Origin of the sequence: Haemophilus sp. HMSC071C11, from assembly GCF_001837655.1 — a bacterium.
GTDB classification, from domain to species: domain Bacteria; phylum Pseudomonadota; class Gammaproteobacteria; order Enterobacterales; family Pasteurellaceae; genus Haemophilus; species Haemophilus influenzae.
Map to the genome: position 1 here is coordinate 64,028 of NZ_KV833404.1, position 21,358 is coordinate 85,385.

16 protein-coding genes are annotated in these 21,358 nt (G+C 38.0%); 10 read left to right on the forward strand and 6 right to left on the reverse strand.

From position 1 onward, the window contains the following. Nucleotides 1-6 precede the first annotated feature (6 nt). Nucleotides 7-756, forward strand: a complete 750-nt coding sequence (locus HMPREF2644_RS02665) for a GntR family transcriptional regulator (protein WP_005687499.1) — start codon at nt 7-9, stop codon at nt 754-756. 27 nt (nt 757-783) lie between these two features. Continuing rightward, the gene (gene uxuA / locus HMPREF2644_RS02670) at nt 784-1,968 is read left to right on the forward strand and encodes a mannonate dehydratase (protein WP_011271799.1); all 1,185 of its coding nucleotides are present in this window, start codon (nt 784-786) and stop codon (nt 1,966-1,968) included. 52 nt (nt 1,969-2,020) lie between these two features. Here the strand turns inward: uxuA and HMPREF2644_RS02675 are convergent, their stop codons facing one another. From HMPREF2644_RS02675 to HMPREF2644_RS02700, 6 genes are all read right to left on the reverse strand, one after another. Next, nucleotides 2,021-2,734 (reverse strand): TerC family protein, encoded by a 714-nt coding sequence (locus tag HMPREF2644_RS02675; protein ID WP_038440962.1) that lies wholly within the window; start codon nt 2,732-2,734, stop codon nt 2,021-2,023. A gap of 97 nt (nt 2,735-2,831) precedes the next feature. Further along, entirely contained in the window at nt 2,832-4,661 is a 1,830-nt protein-coding gene (gene uvrC, locus HMPREF2644_RS02680) for an excinuclease ABC subunit UvrC (RefSeq protein ID WP_038440960.1), read from the reverse strand. Between the two features lie 145 nt (nt 4,662-4,806). Beyond that, nucleotides 4,807-5,571: a 3-deoxy-manno-octulosonate cytidylyltransferase gene (gene kdsB, locus HMPREF2644_RS02685; protein WP_038440959.1), complete on the reverse strand. Its 765-nt coding sequence runs from the start codon at nt 5,569-5,571 to the stop codon at nt 4,807-4,809. A 70-nt stretch (nt 5,572-5,641) separates the two neighbouring features. After that, nucleotides 5,642-6,640: a tetraacyldisaccharide 4'-kinase gene (gene lpxK / locus HMPREF2644_RS02690; protein ID WP_038440958.1), complete on the reverse strand. Its 999-nt coding sequence runs from the start codon at nt 6,638-6,640 to the stop codon at nt 5,642-5,644. Nucleotides 6,641-6,712: 72 nt separating this feature from the next. After that, nucleotides 6,713-8,476 (reverse strand): lipid A ABC transporter ATP-binding protein/permease MsbA, encoded by a 1,764-nt coding sequence (gene msbA, locus HMPREF2644_RS02695; RefSeq protein WP_070828206.1) that lies wholly within the window; start codon nt 8,474-8,476, stop codon nt 6,713-6,715. A 40-nt stretch (nt 8,477-8,516) separates the two neighbouring features. Next, nucleotides 8,517-10,883, reverse strand: coding sequence for a DNA internalization-related competence protein ComEC/Rec2 (locus HMPREF2644_RS02700; RefSeq protein ID WP_005663237.1), 2,367 nt, complete (start codon nt 10,881-10,883; stop codon nt 8,517-8,519). 259 nt (nt 10,884-11,142) lie between these two features. Here HMPREF2644_RS02700 and dksA point away from each other — a divergent pair, with 259 nt between their 5' ends. From dksA to glnE, 8 genes are all read left to right on the forward strand, one after another. Further along, nucleotides 11,143-11,580: an RNA polymerase-binding protein DksA gene (gene dksA, locus HMPREF2644_RS02705; RefSeq protein ID WP_005663236.1), complete on the forward strand. Its 438-nt coding sequence runs from the start codon at nt 11,143-11,145 to the stop codon at nt 11,578-11,580. Between the two features lie 247 nt (nt 11,581-11,827). Next, nucleotides 11,828-13,186, forward strand: coding sequence for a polynucleotide adenylyltransferase PcnB (pcnB, locus tag HMPREF2644_RS02710; RefSeq protein ID WP_011271806.1), 1,359 nt, complete (start codon nt 11,828-11,830; stop codon nt 13,184-13,186). Between the two features lie 8 nt (nt 13,187-13,194). Beyond that, nucleotides 13,195-13,677: a 2-amino-4-hydroxy-6-hydroxymethyldihydropteridine diphosphokinase gene (gene folK, locus HMPREF2644_RS02715; RefSeq protein ID WP_011271807.1), complete on the forward strand. Its 483-nt coding sequence runs from the start codon at nt 13,195-13,197 to the stop codon at nt 13,675-13,677. Nucleotides 13,678-13,752: 75 nt separating this feature from the next. Next, nucleotides 13,753-14,229, forward strand: coding sequence for a tRNA (adenosine(37)-N6)-threonylcarbamoyltransferase complex ATPase subunit type 1 TsaE (tsaE, locus tag HMPREF2644_RS02720; RefSeq protein ID WP_005693857.1), 477 nt, complete (start codon nt 13,753-13,755; stop codon nt 14,227-14,229). Nucleotides 14,230-14,236: 7 nt separating this feature from the next. After that, a complete protein-coding gene (locus HMPREF2644_RS02725; protein ID WP_038440953.1) occupies nt 14,237-15,535 on the forward strand; it encodes a LysM peptidoglycan-binding domain-containing protein in 1,299 nt (432 codons plus the stop codon). Continuing rightward, nucleotides 15,536-17,425, forward strand: a complete 1,890-nt coding sequence (mutL, locus tag HMPREF2644_RS02730; protein WP_005689911.1) for a DNA mismatch repair endonuclease MutL — start codon at nt 15,536-15,538, stop codon at nt 17,423-17,425. Nucleotides 17,426-17,432: 7 nt separating this feature from the next. Then, a complete protein-coding gene (gene miaA / locus HMPREF2644_RS02735) occupies nt 17,433-18,368 on the forward strand; it encodes a tRNA (adenosine(37)-N6)-dimethylallyltransferase MiaA (RefSeq protein WP_038440949.1) in 936 nt (311 codons plus the stop codon). A gap of 5 nt (nt 18,369-18,373) precedes the next feature. Then, nucleotides 18,374-21,319, forward strand: coding sequence for a bifunctional [glutamate--ammonia ligase]-adenylyl-L-tyrosine phosphorylase/[glutamate--ammonia-ligase] adenylyltransferase (gene glnE / locus HMPREF2644_RS02740; RefSeq protein ID WP_070828207.1), 2,946 nt, complete (start codon nt 18,374-18,376; stop codon nt 21,317-21,319). The last annotated feature ends 39 nt before the right edge of the window (nt 21,320-21,358 follow it).

Consider the following 21,358-nt stretch of genomic DNA (forward strand, 5'->3'; position numbering starts at 1 on the left):
AAAAATATGGAAAATATAGTAAATAGAACATATACCCGAATCGGTCAATTGCTAAAACAAGATATTTCTCAAGGAATTTATAGCATTGGAGACAAACTCCCTACAGAACGAGAAATTTCTGAAAAATTTGGTGTAAGTAGAACTATTGTTAGAGAAGCAATGGTTATGTTAGAAGTAGAAAAATTAGTAGAGGTAAAAAAAGGGTCAGGCGTTTATGTAGTAAGAACCCCCGAATCAATACATATGGAACATTCAGATTTACCAGATGTAGGTCCATTTGAACTTTTACAAGCTAGACAACTATTAGAAAGTAGTATTGCTGAATTCGCAGCGTTACAAGCGACTAAAAAAGATATTTTAAATTTAAAACAAATACTGAATCGAGAGAAAGAATTACTTACTCAGAATCAAGATGACTATAGTGCAGACAAAGATTTTCATTTGGCACTTGCAGAAATTACACAAAATGATGTGTTAGTCAAATTACAAGAACAATTGTGGCAATATCGCTTTAATAGTGCGATGTGGGCACAATTACATTCTCGTATTTTACAAAATGATTATCATCATTTATGGATAGAAGATCATCAAACAATTTTATCTGCTATTCAAAAGAAAAATGCTAATGAAGCTAGAAAAGCTATGTGGCAACACTTAGAAAATGTAAAAGTAAAATTATTTGAATTATCTGATGTAGAAGATCCACATTTTGATGGATACCTATTCAATACAAATCCAGTTGTTGTAGGTATCTAAATACTTGTAATAACATAGGAGTTAAAAATGGAACAAGCATGGCGTTGGTATGGACCAAAAGATCCTGTTTCTTTATCTGATATTCGTCAAGCAGGCGCAACTGGTATAGTCACTGCACTTCACCATATTCCTAACGGTGAAGTGTGGAGTATCGAAGAAATTAAAAAACGCAAAACTGAAATAGAGAATGCTGGTTTAAGCTGGTCAGTAGTGGAAAGTGTACCAGTTCATGAAGAGATTAAAACTCAGACTGGAAATTATCAAAAATGGATTAATAACTATAAACAAACTCTTCGCAATCTTGCTCAATGCGGAATTGACACTGTTTGTTACAATTTTATGCCTGTTTTAGACTGGACTCGTACTGATCTCGCTTATGAATTACCAGATGGTTCTAAAGCATTGCGCTTTGATCATATCGCTTTCGCAGCATTTGAACTTCATATTTTAAAACGTCCTGATGCAGAAAAAGCCTATAATCAAGAAGAACAAGTTGCAGCAAGAACCTATTATGACAAGATGTCAGAGCAAGATATAACGCAATTAACGCGTAATATTATTGCGGGCTTACCCGGTGCAGAAGAAGGTTATACTCTTGATGAATTTCAAACTCAATTAGATCGCTATAAAGATATTTCACCCGAAAAATTCCGTACGCATTTGGCTTATTTTTTAAATGAGATCGTACCTGTTGCCCAAGAAGTAGGAATCAAAATGGCGATTCATCCAGATGATCCTCCACGCCCAATCTTAGGCTTACCGCGCATAGTTTCAACTATTGAAGATATGCAATGGTTTGTAGAAACTCAACCATTACCAGCAAATGGTTTTACAATGTGTACGGGTTCTTATGGCGTACGCTCCGATAATGATCTCGTAAAAATGACAGAACAATTTGCAGATCGTATTTACTTCGCACATTTACGTTCTACTCAACGTGAAGATAATCCACTAACCTTCCATGAAGCAGCTCATCTAGAAGGAGACGTAGATATGTTTAATGTGGTAAAAGCCTTATTAAATGAAGAATATCGTCGATTAAATCAAGGAGAAACGCGTTTAATCCCAATGCGCCCAGATCATGGGCATCAAATGTTGGATGACTTACGTAAAAAAACCAACCCTGGCTACTCTGCCATTGGTCGGTTAAAAGGTCTAGCTGAATTTCGCGGTTTAGAGATGGCACTAAAAAAAGTGTATTTCAATAAGTAAAAGAAAAAGTGCGGTCATAAAAAACATTATTTTTATCGACCGCACTTCTAATTTATTTCATCAATCTTCTCATTCGAATATTGATCATCTCGACCACAACAGAGAATCCCATTGCAAAATAGATGTAACCTTTCGGGATGTGAATATCCAAACTTTCTGCAATTAAACTAATTCCGACTAAAATTAAGAAAGCTAAAGCTAGAATTTTCAACGTTGGATGTGTATCTACAAAATTGCCGATTGGTTTTGCCGCAAACATCATCACCCCCACGGCAATCATAATCGCCAAAATCATCACAGGAAGGTGGCTTGCCATACCTACTGCTGTAATCACAGAATCTAAAGAAAAAACAATATCTAGCACTGCAATTTGAATTAATACGCCAAAATAACTCACTTTGTTTTTGCTTTCAGAATTATGGTGTTCTTGATGATTTATTGCCTCTTTAATTTCCCCAAAGCTTTTTATAATCAGGAATAAACCTCCGATTAATAAAATCAAATCACGCCCAGAAATTGCTTGATTAAACAGAGTAAATAATGGTGCAGTAAGTTTCATAATCCAAGCAAGTGACATTAAAAGTAAAATTCTTGTCAGCATTGCTAAACCAAGTCCAATAATACGACCAGACTGGCGTTGGCTTTCAGGTAAACGTCCAACTAGGATGTTAATAAAAATAATATTGTCGATTCCTAAAACGATCTCTAAAGCCGCAAGTGTCACAAGTGATATCCACGCTTCAGGATCTGCAATCCATTCAAACATAATTTTTCCTATAATTGAGTTAAATAAATCCGAAAATACAGATCATAATGGCTTTATGACGAAAAGCAATCGTTATTTATATTTGAGAAATGATTGATTAGTCGTTTTTAAGCGTTTCAAAAATCCTTTCAGCAAGTTTAGGGGAAATGCCCGGTACAGAGGCTATTTCATCTAAGGTCGCCTTTTTCACACCTTGTAAACCACCAAGATATTTCAGTAAAGCCTGACGACGTTTAGCTCCCACTCCTTCAATGGTTTCTAAACCACTTTGTGTAAAGGCTTTTTGACGTTTTTTACGGTGTCCGCTTATTGCGTGATTATGGCTTTCATCACGGATATGTTGAATCAAATGCAATGCCAAACTATCATCAGGCAAATGAATTTCGCGGTCTTGTTTGCTGATAATCAGTACTTCCTGCCCTGCTCGACGATCAACCCCTTTTGCCACGCCAATTAAGTGCGGTCTATTTTTATCCCATTTTACTTGAAGATGTTGGAACACGTTCAATGCTCGATTTAACTGCCCTTTTCCACCATCAATAAAAATAATATCGGGAATTTTATCTTCTTCTAAATCACGCTCATAACGTTTCTGCAACGCTTGTTCCATCGCAGCATAATCATCTCCGCCAGTAATGCCTTCAATATTAAAACGGCGATAATCAGATTTCAGTGGACCTTCTTTATTAAAAACAACACAAGATGCTACCGTTTGATTTCCCATCGTGTGGCTTATATCGAAACATTCCATACGCTTAATTTCAGGAAGATTTAACAGATCACACAACGCTTGATAACGCTCTGACATTCGTGAAGATTGTTTAAGTTGTACATTTAAAGCCGCTTTAGCATTAACTTGTGCGAGCTGTAAGTATTTACTCTTATCGCCTTTTACGCTTTCTTGAATCGTCACTTTTCTGCCCGCTTGCTCGCTAAGAAGTTGCTCAAGCTCTGATTTTTCAGCTAATTGACGATCCACAATAATGCTATTCGGGATACTTCGTCCTTGATGACCTTGTAAATAAAATTGCCCCACAAAAGTTTCGGTAAGTTCCGATAAATCCGTATTGGCGGGGACTTTTGGGAAATAACTGCGATTGCCTAGCACTTTTCCTTGACGAATAAACATTACCTGTACACAGGCTAACCCGTGTTGGTAAGCGATAGACATAATATCCATATCATCTAAACGCTCATTGGATACAAATTGTTTTTCTATAACCGAACGCACAGCCTGAATTTGATCGCGATAACGAGCAGCCTGTTCAAAATCTAAATTTCTGCTTGCCTGCTCCATTTTACCGATTAAATAATCTAACACCTGTTGATCTTTGCCTTGTAAAAATAAGCGGGCTAATTCAACTTGCTGATTATATTCTTCATCGGAAACATATCCCTGTACACAAGGCGCGGAACAACGCCCAATTTGATACTGCAAACAAGGACGAGAGCGGTTGGAATAAACGGAATTTTCACATTGGCGAACAGGAAAAAGTTTTTGCAAAAGCGACAAAGTTTCACGCACAGCCCCTGCGTGAGGATAAGGCCCGAAATATTCGCCTGCAAATTTTTTAGAACCACGATAAGAAGTAATTCTTGGGTGGCGTTCTTTGGTTAATAAAATAAATGGATAGGATTTATCATCACGCAATAATACGTTATAGCGAGGCTGATAAAGCTTGATGAAATTATGCTCTAGCAGTAAAGCTTCCGTTTCAGATGAAGTTAGCGTGGTGTCAATATGATGAATTGACGCAACCAACGCCTCTGTTTTTTTACTGCTCAGATTTTTACGAAAATAGCTTGAAAGACGTTTTTTTAAATCCTTTGCTTTCCCAACATAAATAACCTGATCTTTATCGTCATACATACGATAAACACCAGGTTCGTGAGAGACATCCGCGAGGAATTTTTTGGGATTGAACATAGAATATTTTACCAATAACAAAAGACATCTTGCCTTCCCTGCTTTCGGGGGAAGGAGCCTAAAGAGCAAAAGGGGGCTTGCGATGTTAAATTTATCCCCCCTCAGCCTTCGGCAGCTCCCCCCACAAGCAGGGGGAGCCAAGTATTTAATCCTTCGCCAAAATCAACCGCACTTTTTCCAAATCTTCAGCAGTATCCACCCCCACTGCAGGCACTTCTTTCGCAAGTTCTACGTGAATACGTTCGCCGTTATATAACACACGAAGCTGCTCAAGTTTTTCTAGATTTTCAAGTTGAGTCGGTGCCCATTGCACATATTGTTTTATAAAACCAGCACGATACGCGTAAATGCCAATATGACGTAAGTAAGCGTCAGAAAGCTGTACTTTCTGAATATCCTGTAAATTCATAAACTGATCACGATCGTAAGGAATAACCGAACGGGAAAAATACAGCACATAGCCATCTTTATCTGTTAATACTTTCACTGCATTTGGATTAAATAATTCCTCAGTATCATGAATTTTTACCGCAAGGCTTGCCATATTCACGTTAAATTTTGCTAAATTATCTGCCACTTGTCGCACGATAACGGGTGGAATCAAAGGCTCATCGCCTTGGATATTGACAATGATTTCATTGTCGGGAATCGCTAATTTTTCTACAACTTCCGCTAAACGCTCTGTACCAGAATTATGATTAACCGAAGTCATACAGACTTCAGCACCAAAACTTTTGGCAACATCAGCAACATTTTCATTATCGGTGGCAATAATCACTCGGCTCGCCCCAGACTGCAATGCTTTCTCAAATACATGTTGAATCATTGGCTTACCCACAATATCAGCAAGAGGTTTTCCAGGCAAACGACTTGATGCAAAACGAGCGGGGATAATCACGGTAAATGACATAGTTTATTCCTTATTCTTTAATATTTCAGCTTTATCGGCAAGCAATCAAAACAACTTGGGATTAATCTTTTCAGCCATTTCTATATTGCGCCACAAGTTTGTCTATTTTGCTCCAAAAGTGCGGTAAATTTTCACGTTGTTTTTCAGCCTCAATAATTTCTGCATCCACAGGGACATACCACCAATTATCTTTAGCAAAAGATTGGCATTTTACGGCATCTTTTTCCGTCATAAAGAGCGGTTGATTTTCAGCAAGTTTTTCTAATTGAGAGGCTTCAAAATGTTGATGATCTTGAAATGCTCGAGTTTGCTGTAACTGAATCCCTAACTTTTCTAGCATAGTGAAAAAACGCTGTGGATTGCCAATCCCTGCTATGGCAACACCTGATTGAAATTCATTTAATTGGCGTTTTTCATTGGTTTTTAAATTAATCGCGAAATGAGGCACAAGACGCATAACTGCATCTGAATACTGATTTTTTCCACCATTAGTGATCACAAAATCTACGGATTTTAATCGACTTGGTAATTCTCGCAATGGACCTGCTGGCAATACAAAACCATTTCCCAATGCGCGTTCAGCGTCCATTACTACAATTTCCAAATCACGCTGTAATTGATAATGCTGTAAACCATCATCAGAAATAATAATATCGCACTCTGCTTGGCTTAAGAGTAATTCAATCGCTTGTTGGCGATTCGGGGAAATCACGACTGGAGCATTAGTGCGTTTAGCAATCAATACAGGTTCATCACCACCTTCAATCGGATGCGTATTTTCAGTAACGCATAACGGATACGTTTTAGATTTGCTTCCATAACCACGAGAAATCACACCTACGCGCAAACCTCGTTTTTTTAATTCTTCCACAAGCCAAACAACCACAGGCGTTTTGCCATTTCCACCCACAGACAAATTTCCCACAATTATCACTGGTTTTGGTGCGCGATAAGAAGACTTCAGCCCCAAAGAGAATAAGGCGCGACGAAGTTGGCTAATCAACCAAAACAATAAAGAAAAAGGCGATAAGAGCCAAATAAGTTTGGAGTTGGAATACCAGAAGGGCATAGAAAATCCTTTCTAATAAGTGCGGATAAAATAACGCGAGTTTTTCAACTCGCGTTTTCGATAATCAATAAATTAGCCAGTAAACTGCATACTATGCAACTGTTTATAGGCACCATTTTGTTCAAGCAATGTTTTATGGTTGCCACGCTCACGAATTTCTCCGTGATCAATCACAAGAATTTCATCCGCATTTTCAATAGTAGATAATCGATGGGCAATCACAATAACCGTGCGATCTTTCTTTAATTCCTCTAATGCAGATTGGATTGCTCGTTCTGATTCCGTATCTAGTGCAGATGTAGCTTCATCTAAAATTAATACTGGCGAATTACGCAATAAAGCACGAGCAATCGCTAAACGCTGACGTTGCCCACCTGATAGGCTAGCGCCATTTTCGCCAATTACCGTATCAAAACCTTGCGGTAATTTTTCGATAAACTCTAAAGCATAAGCCGCTTTTGCTGCAGCGATAATTTCTTCGCGAGAATACTTATCTTGTGCTGCATAAGCAATATTATTCGCAATAGTATCGTTAAATAAATGGACTTGTTGAGAAACCACAGCGCAGTTTTCACGTAAATTAGATAAACGATAATCTTGGATATTTACGCCATCAAGTAAAATCTCGCCTTGCTCAATATCGTAAAAACGTGTCACTAAATTAGCAATGGTTGATTTGCCCGATCCAGAACGTCCCACTAGAGCTACGGTTTTTCCAGCTGGAACGCTAAAAGAAATATTATTTAATGCAAGTTCATCTTTTCCTTGATATGCAAAACTCACATTTTTAAATTCTAACTCGCCTTTCGCAGGTTCTGCTTTATAAGCCCCGTTATCTTTTTCTGGCTCTAAATCTAAAATGGCAAATAGCGTTTGACATGCTGCCATTCCACTTTGAAATTGTGCATTCACCGCAGTTAATGATTTTAACGGACGCATCATAGCTAACATTGAAGAAAATACCACTGTAAATGAGCCTGCACTCAAATTATCTTCTGCAATCAATGGAGTGGTAGCTAAATAGAGCACCGTAGCTAATGCGAGAGATGCAATAACTTGCACCACAGGATCAGAAATGGAATTTGCTGTCACCATTTTCATGCTTTTTCGACGCATATCATTACTAACATGATTAAAATGTACTTCTTCCACATGTTGCCCTCCGAAAGAAAGCACAACTTTATGACCTTTTAACATCTGTTCTGTAGCAGACGTAAGTTCACCCATTGAATCTTGTAAGTTCTTACTTAATCTACGAAAAATTTTTGATACCAAACGAATTAAAACAGCAATGATTGGACCTATAATAAAAAGCACAATTGTTAATTCCCAACTGGTATAAAACATCACTGCCAATAGCGAAATAATATATGCTCCTTCTCGCACAATTGTAATCAAAGATCCTGAAGAAGAACTTGCAATCATTTGGGAATCATAAGTAATCCGAGAAAGTAAACGCCCTGTTGAATTTTGATCAAAGAAACTCACTGGCATAAACATTAAATGTTTAAACAAGCGGCGACGCATTGTCATGACAACTTTGCCTGATACCCACGCCAAGCAATAATTAGAAATAAAGTTGGTAATGCCGCGTAAAATAATCATCCCAACGACGACAAAAGCCATCATTTTCAAAAATGAATGGTTTGCCTTGCCAAAACCATCGTCCAACAAAGGTTTTAACAAGTAAATCAAGCCTGAATCAGCCAATGCATTAAAAACTAACGCAATACCTGAAGCAATAAGCCCCGCTTTAAAAGGTTTAATCATTGGCCACAAACGTTTAAACGTTTGTAAGGTTGAAAAATCATTTTCTTGTAATTTTTGCTCTTGCATAATCGCTATCTAATAGTAAAAATTGCGTGCATTGTACCTTTTATTCCTTTGATAATCCAATTACACGCGCATACCAAGGGGAAAATTTTGTGCGAGCTTGCTGGATTTCTAATCGGTCTTGAAAAAAATTTACCCGCACTTGCCCCGAAACAGCGGTATTTTCTACCGCACTTTTATAGCGATGAAGCCTTTCCATAACCGAATAATGAGGGAATTTCCACGGATTCCAACGTCCACTAGAAATAATCGCTACATCTGGTCTAACCTGAGAAAGCAAGTATTCACTTGTCGATGTTTTACTCCCATGATGCCCCACTTGCAACACATCGATTTTGCCTAAAGTGCGGGCAAAAATTTGCTCATTTTTTGCTTCAGCATCGCCAGTTAGCAAAACGCTATTCTTTCCATCATCGACTAAAATCACACAAGAATGGGGATTATCAGCTCGTGTCACAACGTTGTGAGGAGAAAGTATTTGAAAATGCAACCCTTGCCAATGCCAATCACGCCCAGCAGTACAAAAAGTGCGGTAATTTTCCCCATAATTTTTTTGCGAAGGGGTAATTAATTCCACATTGGGATACGCCTTTAAAATTGTTGAAGCACCACCTGCGTGATCGTTATCGTCGTGGCTTAAAATCAATTTTTCCAAAACAATCCCTTCTCTTTGTAAATAAGGCAAAATTTCCAACTCAGCCATACTTCCACCTCGCCAAGAAGAACCCGTATCATAAAGAATCCCTTTGCCATTTTTCACAATCAGCGTTGCCAAGCCCTGCCCCACATCTAAAGTATCTACCTGCCAAGTTGGCTTACTAAATTGTTTAAACAACAAAATCGTAAAACACAGTAAGATAATGCCGAAAGAACATCGCAAAACGTTGATTCGATCATTTTTTAGCAAAGGTTTACTGAGATTTAATGTAAAAAATCTTGGTCGTTTAATTTTCCAAGTTGATGATGAAGCCTCTGGTTCTCGATAAATACGCCAAATAATTAACATAAAAATTCCTGCACAAAGTGCGGTTAAAAATAATGCTAAATTAAATGAAACCGTGAGCCAATTTCCTTGAAAAACAGAAATTAACCCAGTAATTCCTTCGGCTAACTTGTTTGCTAGTTGCCAAGAAAACATTGTGCCGTTAGTAAAAACGGCAAATAAAATTAATGGCACAAGCAAAAAACTATAAATTGGAACCGCCATAAGATTGGCTAAAAATCCACTCAGCGATAAGCCATTAAATAGAAAAAGTTGCAAAGGCGTAAAAAAGAGCAATAACCCAAATTGCAAATGAAATAAACTCAAAATCCACCGCACTTTTGGAGAAAAAGGGCGATTTTTCCATTGAAAAAGTGAAAAAGGCACATAACGATACCAGAGGATCAAACACCCAACTGCCCCACAAGAAAGCCAAAAACTGACCGAAAGCGGCATTAATGGATTGCAGAAAAGCAAGAATCCGACAACCACCGTAAAAAGCTGAATGGGCGAATAATGTCGCCTCATTATTTGAATAAATAAAACGAAAACAAGTGCTGAAATGGCACGAAAAGTTGGCACGCTAAAACCAGCCAAATACGCATAAATTAAAGCAAATAAAACACCAAAAGCTAAAGGAAAATAAGGATGAATAAAACGGGTGGGGAAAAATACTTGCACAACACGCGCCAAGTAAAATCCAATTCCCATCGCCAACCCAATATGTAAGCCAGAAATGGCAATAAGATGCGCGGTATTGCTTTGTTGGTAAATTGACCAAGTGGTTTTATCTAGCCAAGCCCGTTCACCAAAAGCTAAGGCAATCAATAAACCTTGTAAGGACAACCCTTCTGTTTGTTTTTTCACTTGTTGCAATTTTTCTGCACGCAATGATGAAACATCCGCAATTTTCACCGCACTTTTTACCGTTCCAACCGCCGTAATTCCTTTTGAAAAATACCATTGTTGCCGATCAAACCCACCGAAATTTAATCGTGCAGAAAGGGGACGTAAAGAAATTTCAGCTTGCCAAATTTCCGATAATTGAGGCACCTCTTTCGCTTTCCAATTTAAGAAAATTCGTTGTTCTTGCAAATTATTCGCCAATGTTGCTGTGGCGATAAGCGTTTGATAATCCTGTTGGTGCAAAATTTCTTGAATCTTAAAAGTTACCACTTGCTTTTGAGCGGTAATATTTTGAGCTTGTTGTAATAAACTCAAAGCCGAATAATGAAAATAGCCAAGAGAGGCAACAAAAAAAGCAAGGCTAACTAAGAAATTTCTACGCAAGAAAATAAAAAGAAAAATCAAAACAAGCGCAATAACGAAAGCAACTTGCCAAGGCAATAGCAACGGTTGCGGTAGAAATAACAACGTTAAATCCGCGACAATTAACAAGACAGCTAAAGTTATTAAGTTTAATTTCATTTTTATAAAAGATTAATTCCAGTCTCTCTAAGCCTAGGCTAGTTTTATTTAAATATGCAAACGGTTGCTTCAAATTTTGCGATCCATATCGTAAAAATAAATTTTTCAGGAAAATTTACTTGCTAAAACAAACAACTTCTGATATTTATACCGCCCGCAAAAGTTGGGTTCCTAAAAGAGCTGTCAGGAACAAACTAAAATAACAAGACAGGAAGTCGTGAAGTCCACGCTTAAATTCTGTATGTATTAGGAGTGAGAGATGTCAAGAGAATCATTGAGCTTGCTAAATTTAGCTGGCGTTAAGCCTTATCAAATGAAAAAAGATGAAGAATATATGAATGAAGAGCAAATTCTTCATTTCAGAAAAATTCTTAATGCTTGGCACGAGCAAATCGTGGAAGAAGCTTCTCGCACCGTTGCACATATGCAGGATGAAGTAACCAATTTCCCCGATCCTGCAGACCGAGCAACTCAAGAAGAGGAATTTAGTCTAGAATTACGTAATCGAGATCGCGAACGTAAACTAATGAAAAAAATCGAAGCAACCTTGAAGAAACTTGATACCGATGATTTTGGTTACTGCGATTGTTGTGGCGAGGAAATCGGTATCCGCCGTTTAGAAGCACGCCCAACAGCAGATCTTTGCATTGATTGCAAAACTTTAGCTGAAATCCGCGAAAAACAAGTCGCTGGTTAATTCATTCTATTGAAAAATACAAAAGTGCGGTTAAAATTAGCCGCACTTTTTTGCATTTAAAAATGCAGGAAAATCCACTTGCCTTTTTCTTTACAAGAAAAGAGCCAAGTCATTTATTTCCAACAACAAAACGGAGTAAATTATTCTTACTTATATCAAAAATTTGTTTGGCAAGAAGACAAAAAAATCAAAAGAGGTTGCCAAAACAAGTGCTCATTCTAAACGAGTTGAGCGTTCTAATAGCCAAATGCCAAAAGCGCGAGCAAAAAAATCGGAACAAACACGTCGCTATGATAAAAATGTGATTAAAGCGGCTCAATTTGATATTTCTCCGAGTGATTTTAGCCGTAATGCTCTCAATGTAGTGGAAAAACTGCAACGTCAAGGTTTCGAGGCTTATATCGTCGGTGGATGTATCCGTGATTTATTGCTCGGTAAAAAACCAAAAGATTTTGATGTTGCAACAAATGCTCGCCCAGAGCAAATCCAAAACATTTTTCAACGCCAATGTCGTTTAGTGGGTCGCCGTTTCCGCTTAGCACATATTATGTTTGGTCGAGATATTATTGAAGTCGCCACTTTCCGTGCTAATCACAGTGATGCTCGCAATGAAAATCAAGCGAAACAGAGCAATGAAGGCATGTTACTGCGCGATAATGTTTACGGTACGATCGAACAAGATGCAGCACGCCGTGATTTTACGGTCAATGCACTGTATTACAATCCGCAAGATAATACGTTACGAGATTATTTCGAGGGCATTAAGGATCTCAAAGCAGGCAAGCTACGCTTAATTGGCGATCCTGTTACACGTTATCAAGAAGATCCTGTGCGCATGCTACGCTCAATTCGTTTTATGGCAAAACTTGATATGTTCCTTGAAAAACCAAGTGAACAGCCAATTCGTGAACTTGCACCTTTATTAAAAAATATTCCACCAGCTCGCTTATTTGACGAAAGTTTAAAATTATTGCAGGCAGGACAAGGGGTAAAAACCTATCGGTTATTACGCCAATATAGTTTATTTGAACAACTTTTCCCTGCATTAAGCGCATATTTTACAGAGAAAGAAGATAGCTTTGCAGAACGTATGATCGTTACCGCCCTTAGTTCGACAGATGAACGTGTTGCGGATAAACTTCGTATTAATCCTGCATTCTTATTTGCAGCATTTTTCTGGTATCCATTGCGCGAAAAAGTGGAAATTTTAAAAAATGAAGGTGGTTTAAATAATCATGATGCTTATGCGTTGGCTGGCAATGAAGTTTTAGACTTATTCTGCCGTGCTTTGGCTGCACCACGTCGTCATACTGCGGTCATTCGTGACATTTGGTTCTTACAATTGCAATTATTAAAACGTACTGGCTCAGCACCAATGCGTACCATGGAACATCCAAAATTCCGTGCTGGCTTTGATTTACTGGCTATGCGTGCAGAAATTGAAGGTGGCGAAACCATTGAATTAGCCAAATGGTGGCACGAATATCAATTTAGTAATGGTGAACAGCGCGAACAGTTGATACACGAGCAACAACGCTTACATCCTAAACCAAAGAAAAAATACTACCGTCCACGCCGTCGTAAAATAACACGTTCAGCAGAGTAAGGGGAGATATGATTACTGCATATATTGCTCTAGGTAGCAATTTAAACACACCAGTAGAACAATTACATGCTGCGCTTAAAGCGATAAGTCAGTTACCAAACACGCATTTAGTAACGACGAGCTCTTTTTATAAAAGCAAACCGCTCGGCCCACAAGATCAACCCGATTATGTGAATGCCGTTGCAAAAATTGAAACCGAACTTAGTCCGCTCAAGCTATTAGATGAATTACAACGTATTGAAAACGAGCAAGGTCGAGTGCGTTTACGTCGCTGGGGCGAACGCACGTTAGATTTAGATATTTTGCTCTACGGCAATGAAATTATTCAAAACGAACGCTTAATAATTCCCCATTATGATATGCATAACCGTGAGTTTGTCATTGTGCCGTTGTTTGAAATCGCATCGGATTTAGTTTTACCAAATAGTCAAATCATAACAGAGCTGGTCAAGCAATTTGCTGACCACAAAATGATAAAATTAAATCCCTAGAAATTTCACCGCACTTTTATGAACCTCAAAAGTGCGGTAGAATCAGCCCACATTTTTCTTCATTCATGACCCGTTATGGAAAGCTTAACTCAATATATCCCTGATGAATTTTCTATGCTTCGCTTCGGCAAAAAATTCGCAGAAATTCTTTTAAAATTGCATACCGAAAAAGCAATTATGGTTTATCTTAACGGTGATCTTGGGGCAGGAAAAACAACGCTAACGCGCGGAATGTTGCAAGGCATCGGTCATCAAGGTAATGTAAAAAGCCCAACTTATACGCTGGTTGAAGAATACAATATTGCAGGCAAAATGATTTATCATTTTGATTTATATCGTCTAGCAGATCCTGAAGAGCTCGAATTTATGGGCATTAGAGATTATTTTAATACAGATAGCATCTGCTTAATTGAATGGTCAGAAAAAGGTCAAGGCATATTGCCAGAAGCTGATATTTTAGTGAATATTGATTATTACGATGATGCACGAAATATTGAATTAATCGCACAAACAAATTTGGGTAAAAATATTATAAGCGCATTTTCTAATTAACTTATTTATGAAAACTAAAATTTTATTTTTTCTTTTTTTCTCGACATTTAGCTTTTCTATTTTTGCAGCTCCTATTACGATTGCAATTGACCCTGGTCACGGAGGAAAAGATCCTGGTGCAATCGGCCGAAATTTAGGTATTTATGAAAAAAATGTTACCCTTTCAATTGCAAAAGAATTAAAAGCCTTATTAGATAAAGATCCACATTTTCGTGGTGTATTAACGCGTAAAAGTGATTATTATATTTCCGTGCCAGAACGTTCAGAAATCGCACGTAAATTTAAAGCGAATTATCTTATTTCCATTCATGCCGATTCATCTAAATCACCTGATCGTCGCGGGGCTTCTGTTTGGGTATTGTCAAACCGTCGAGCCAATGATGAAATGGGTCAATGGTTAGAAGACGATGAAAAACGCTCGGAATTACTTGGTGGAGCGGGAAAGGTGCTTTCACACAATAATGACAAATATCTTGACCAGACTGTACTTGATCTGCAATTCGGACATAGCCAACGTACAGGCTATGTGTTAGGCGAACATATTTTGCACCATTTTGCTAAAGTAACAACATTAAGTCGCAGTACGCCACAACATGCAAGTCTGGGTGTTCTACGTTCGCCAGATATTCCTTCTGTGTTGGTAGAAACTGGATTTCTTTCCAATTCAGAAGAAGAAAAAAAACTTAATTCCCAAACTTATCGTCGCCGCATTGCTTATATGATTTATGAAGGCTTAGTTGCATTCCATAGCGGTAAAACCAACACTTTAGTTAAAGACAATTTAGTGCAAAACATCAAACAAAACGATATAAAAAAATCAGGGAAAAATAACCGCACTTCAGAACAAAATATAAATGAAGATAATATTAAAGACAGTGGCATTCGCCATATTGTAAAAAAAGGAGAAAGTTTAGGTAGCTTATCAAATAAATATCACGTAAAAGTCTCTGATATTATTAAATTAAATCAATTAAAGAGAAAAACACTTTGGCTAAATGAAAGTATTAAAATCCCTGATAATGTCGAGATAAAAAATAAATCATTAACAATTAAAGAAAATGATTTTCATAAAAAACAAAATAGCTTAGTAAATAATACCAATAAAGATTTAAAAAAAGAGAAAAATACACAAACTAATAATCAAAAAAATATAATTCCGCTCTATCATAAAGTAACAAAAAACCAAACACTTTATGCTATTTCGAGGGAATATAACATTCCAGTAAATATACTATTGAGCCTAAATCCACATTTAAAAAATGGCAAAGTTATTACAGGACAAAAAATAAAATTAAGAGAAAAATAAATGCCTATTAAAATTCTTTCCCCACAACTTGCTAACCAAATTGCTGCTGGAGAAGTGGTAGAACGCCCTGCATCAGTGGTAAAAGAATTAGTGGAAAATAGCCTTGATGCAGGTGCAAATAAAATCCAAATTGATATCGAAAATGGTGGGGCAAATTTAATCCGCATTCGTGACAATGGCTGTGGTATTCCAAAAGAAGAATTAAGCCTCGCTTTGGCACGACATGCCACGAGTAAAATAGCCGATCTTGATGATCTCGAAGCGATTTTAAGTTTAGGTTTTCGTGGCGAGGCATTAGCTAGTATCAGTTCCGTATCACGCCTAACCCTTACTTCTCGTACCGAAGAACAAACTGAAGCGTGGCAAGTTTATGCGCAAGGTCGTGATATGGAAACCACAATCAAACCCGCATCACATCCTGTCGGCACAACAGTTGAAGTTGCCAATCTTTTTTTCAACACGCCAGCCCGCCGAAAATTTTTGCGCACAGATAAAACAGAATTTGCGCATATTGATGAAGTCATTCGTCGTATTGCTTTAACGAAATTCAACACAGCATTTACATTAACGCATAATGGAAAAATTATCCGTCAATATCGTCCTGCTGAACAGCTCAATCAGCAACTAAAACGAGTCGCTGCTATTTGTGGGGATGATTTTGTCAAAAATGCCTTACGAATTGATTGGAAACACGATGATTTACACTTATCTGGCTGGGTAGCTACACCAAATTTTAGCCGAACTCAAAATGATTTAAGTTATTGCTATATTAATGGTCGAATGGTGAGAGATAAAGTGATCAGCCATGCTATTCGACAAGCCTATGCTCAATATTTACCAACCGATGCTTATCCTGCGTTTGTGTTGTTTATTGATTTAAACCCGCACGATGTAGATGTCAATGTTCATCCAACCAAACATGAAGTACGCTTTCATCAACAACGTCTGATTCATGATTTTATTTACGAAGGCATCAGCCATGCACTAAACAATCAAGAACAGCTTAATTGGCATACTGAACAAAGTGCGGTAGAAAATCACGAAGAAAATACGGTGCGTGAGCCCCAACCGAATTACAGCATTCGTCCTAATCGTGCAGCTGCGGGGCAAAATAGCTTTGCGCCACAATATCATGAAAAACCACAGCAAAATCAACCGCACTTTTCTAACACACCAGTGTTTCCAAATCATGTAAGTACTGGTTATCGAGATTACCGTTCTGATGCACCGAGTAAAACTGAGCAACGTTTATATGCTGAATTGTTACGCACGTTACCGCCTACAGCGCAAAAGGATATATCGAATACAGCACAACAAAATATTTCAGATACAGCTAAAATCATCTCAACTGAAATAATTGAGTGTTCATCACATCTACGAGCCCTTTCACTTATTGAAAATCGTGCGTTGTTATTACAACAGAACCAAGATTTCTTTTTGCTTTCATTGGAAAAATTACAACGCTTGCGATGGCAACTAGCGTTAAAACAAATACAGATTGAACAACAACCATTGTTGATTCCAATCGTGTTCCGATTAACCGAATCACAATTTCAAGCATGGCAACAATATTCAGATGACTTCAAAAAAATTGGCTTTGAATTTATCGAAAATCAAGCACAATTACGCTTAACCTTAAATAAAGTGCCAAGTGCATTACGCACACAAAATCTACAAAAATGCGTGATGGAAATGCTGACTAGAGATGAAAATTCATCATCATTTTTAACCGCACTTTGCGCACAATTAGAATGCAAAACCTTTAACGCTTTAGCGGATGCACTCAATTTATTGAGCGAGACGGAACGTTTACTCACGCAAACAAATCGCACAGCATTCACCCAATTACTCAAACCTGTTAATTGGCAGCCTTTATTAGACGAAATTTAGATTCTTCATGAAACCAACCGCAATTTTTTTAATGGGCCCTACGGCCTCAGGCAAAACGGATTTAGCCATTCAACTACGAAGCCAACTTCCAGTCGAAGTGATTAGTGTGGATTCAGCTCTTATTTATAAGGGAATGGATATTGGCACAGCGAAACCATCAAAAGAAGAACTTGCCCTTGCGCCTCACCGTTTAATTGATATTTTAGATCCATCAGAAAGCTATTCCGCAATGAATTTCCGCGATGATGCGCTACGCGAAATGGCGGATATTACCGCACAAGGCAAAATTCCGTTACTAGTGGGCGGCACGATGTTGTATTACAAAGCCTTAATCGAAGGGCTTTCTCCCTTGCCATCTGCTGATGAAAATATTCGCGCCGAGCTTGAACAAAAAGCAGCTCAACAAGGTTGGGCAGCATTGCATACAGAACTCGCCAAAATCGATCCTATTTCTGCCGCCCGAATTAATCCAAGTGATTCTCAACGAATCAATCGTGCTTTAGAGGTTTTTTATATCACGGGAAAATCACTCACTGAGCTAACAGAAGAAAAAGGCGAAGCCTTGCCTTATGATTTTGTGCAATTTGCAATTGCGCCGCAAGATCGTCATATTTTGCACGAACGCATCGAACAACGCTTTCATAAAATGATTGAACTGGGCTTTCAAGCTGAAGTGGAAAAACTTTATGCGCGTGGCGATTTAAATATTAATCTACCGTCGATTCGCTGTATAGGCTATCGTCAAATGTGGGAATATTTACAAGGCGATTACGATCACGAAGAAATGATTTTCCGTGGTATTTGTGCAACTCGCCAGCTAGCTAAACGCCAGCTCACTTGGCTGCGCGGCTGGAAAACACCAATACAATGGCTGGATAGTTTGCAACCTCAACAAGCGAAAGAAACCGTATTACGTCACTTAGATTCCTATCAAAAAGGTTAGAAAAAATGACCGCACTTTCTGCCCTCATTGAACAAAAATTACAATCTCTTGGCACAATTCTGTACCAATCTTTTCCAGAACTTTCCCCAGAAAAAATTCACGACGCCATTCAAAAAAATTCAAACCACCCTGAACTGCCTATTTACCAATTAGGCTATGCTATGGCAATGTCTGGCTTTGTGGAAAAAGTCTTGCAAAAATACCCGCACTTAGGGAAACAATGGTGGGAAAAATCCCCCAGTTTTGCAGATTGCTCTGCCTATACTGAACGTTTGAATAGAGAATTAGCCCATATACATGACGAAACCGCACTCTATCAAACATTACGCCAATTCCGTAACATTGAAATGGCAAAATTAAGTTTTTGCCAAAGTTTGAATCTTGCCACTGTAGAAGAAATTTTTGTTCAGCTTTCACAACTTGCAGAAAGTTTAATTATCGCTGCTCGCGGTTGGCTTTATCATCAAGCCTGTGCGGAAATGGGTACGCCAATGGATGAACAAGGCAACCCGCAACAGCTTTATATTCTAGGCATGGGGAAATTAGGCGGCTTTGAACTCAATTTTTCCTCGGATATTGATTTAATTTTCACTTATCCGTCACAAGGGGAAACTTGCATTAATAATACTAATGCTCGACGTCCTGTGGATAATGGAAAATTTTTTACGCGTTTAGGGCAACGCCTTATTTCTGCCTTAGATGAATTTACCGCTGAGGGTTTTGTATATCGAACCGATATGCGCTTGCGCCCATTTGGCGACAGTGGTGCGCTTGTTCTCAGCTTTGCGGCAATGGAACAATATTATCAAGATCAAGGTCGAGATTGGGAACGCTATGCGATGATTAAAGGGCGAGTATTGGACGCACAAACAAAGGATCCCAACGTACCTAAATTGCAAAAAATGTTACGCCCCTTTGTGTATCGTCGCTATATTGACTTTAGTGTGATTCAATCTTTACGAGAAATGAAAGGCAAAATTGAGCGAGAAGTACGCCGTCGTAGTTTGAAAGATAATATTAAATTGGGGGCAGGTGGAATTCGTGAAGTCGAATTTATCGTGCAAGTTTTTCAACTCATTCGAGGCGGGCGAGAAATCAGTCTGCAACAACATTCACTCTTAAAGATCTTGCCTGAAATTACCAAACTAGGATTAATTACCGAACAACAATTCCACGATTTACATGAAAGTTATATTTTTTTACGTCGCGTAGAAAACATTCTACAAGCTATTAACGATCAACAAACTCAAACACTACCAACCGATGAAATAGATCAAATTCGTTTAGTAGAAGCCTGTAAAAAATTTACTTGTTTAAATAAAAATAATCAAACCATTGAAAAATATTATCCAATAGAAAATTGGGACGATTTTTACCGCACTTTGCAACAAAAACAAGAAAAAGTGCGGGCTGTATTTACTCAATTAATCGGTAATGAACAAAATGAACCCTCGCCAACGGATAGCCAATGGCAAGATTTTTTAGAATCAGATTTTGAGGATATTGAACAAACATTATTAGATAGTAGTGTATCGGAAAATCATATTAATGAAATTTTAGAACAACTTGTTCAATTCAAAAATAACCTAAATCACAGAATTATAGGTTCACGTGGGCGTGATGTATTAAGTCATTTAATGCCAGCGATATTTACTCTTATTTTTGCTCAAGAAAATTACCGCACTTTGCTTCCCCGCATTCTAAATATTATTGAGAAAATTTCGAGCAGAACGACTTATTTAGAACTACTGTTGGAAAATCATCACGCACTTCAGCAAGTTATTGAACTTTGTGCGCAGTCTCAACTTATTTCAGAGCAGCTGGCCCGCCACCCTATCTTATTAGATGAATTACTTAATACAGAAGCACTACGCCATCCATTGCCATTTACCCAATATCCTGCAGAATTACACCAATATTTGCTTCGTTTACCACCTGATGATGAAGAACAGCTTATTGATGCTTTACGTCAATTTAAACAAGCAACCCTATTAAAAGTAGCAGCGGCAGATATTTTGGGGGCATTACCGGTAATGAAGGTAAGCGATCATTTAACCTATCTTGCTGAAGCAATTATTGAAGTGGTTGTGAATCTAGCTTGGAAACAAGTTTCCTCTAGATTTGGCGTGCCTGAACATTTACAAAATGATGAAAAAAGATTTCTAGTTATTGGTTATGGAAAACTGGGTGGTATTGAACTCGGTTACAAATCCGATTTAGACCTCGTATTTTTGTACGATGCCGTAGAAAGTCAAACAACAGGGGGCAAAAAAGTGATTGATAGCAATCAATTTTACCTACGCTTGGCACAAAAGATTGTGAGTATTTTCAGCATAAATACTTCCGCTGGCGTACTTTATGAGGCTGATATGCGCCTTCGCCCTTCTGGCAATGCTGGCTTAATTGGCTGCTCTCTTTCTGCATTTTCCCATTATCAATTGAATGACGCTTGGACATGGGAAAAACAAGCACTTGTGCGCGCTCGTCCAGTATTTGGCGAATCATCTCTTAAAGCTAAATTTGAGCATATCCGCCAACAAGTGCTTTCTGCATCACGAGATATTGAACAATTAAAACAAGATGTTGTTGAGATGCGAGAAAAAATGTTCACGCATTTGTCTCATTCAAAAGATAATGAATTTAATCTTAAAACAGATCGCGGTGGTATCACTGATATTGAATTTATCGCTCAATATTTAATGCTTGCTAATGCCCCACAAAACCCACAACTGACAAAATGGTCAGACAATGTTCGTATTTTCGATGATATGGCAGAGGCTAAAATTATTAGTCAAACATACTGCGACGCTTTAAAACAAAGTTATGTCGATTTACGCAATACTATTCATCATTTGAATTTGTTGGGTAAATCTACCGTTGTGGAAGACAGTGAATTTGTTAAAGAGCGGTCATTTATTCAAGCATTTTGGGATAGGTTATTTGTATCCTAAAATATGGCTTGTGGACGTTTCAAAAATAGCCTTCATCAC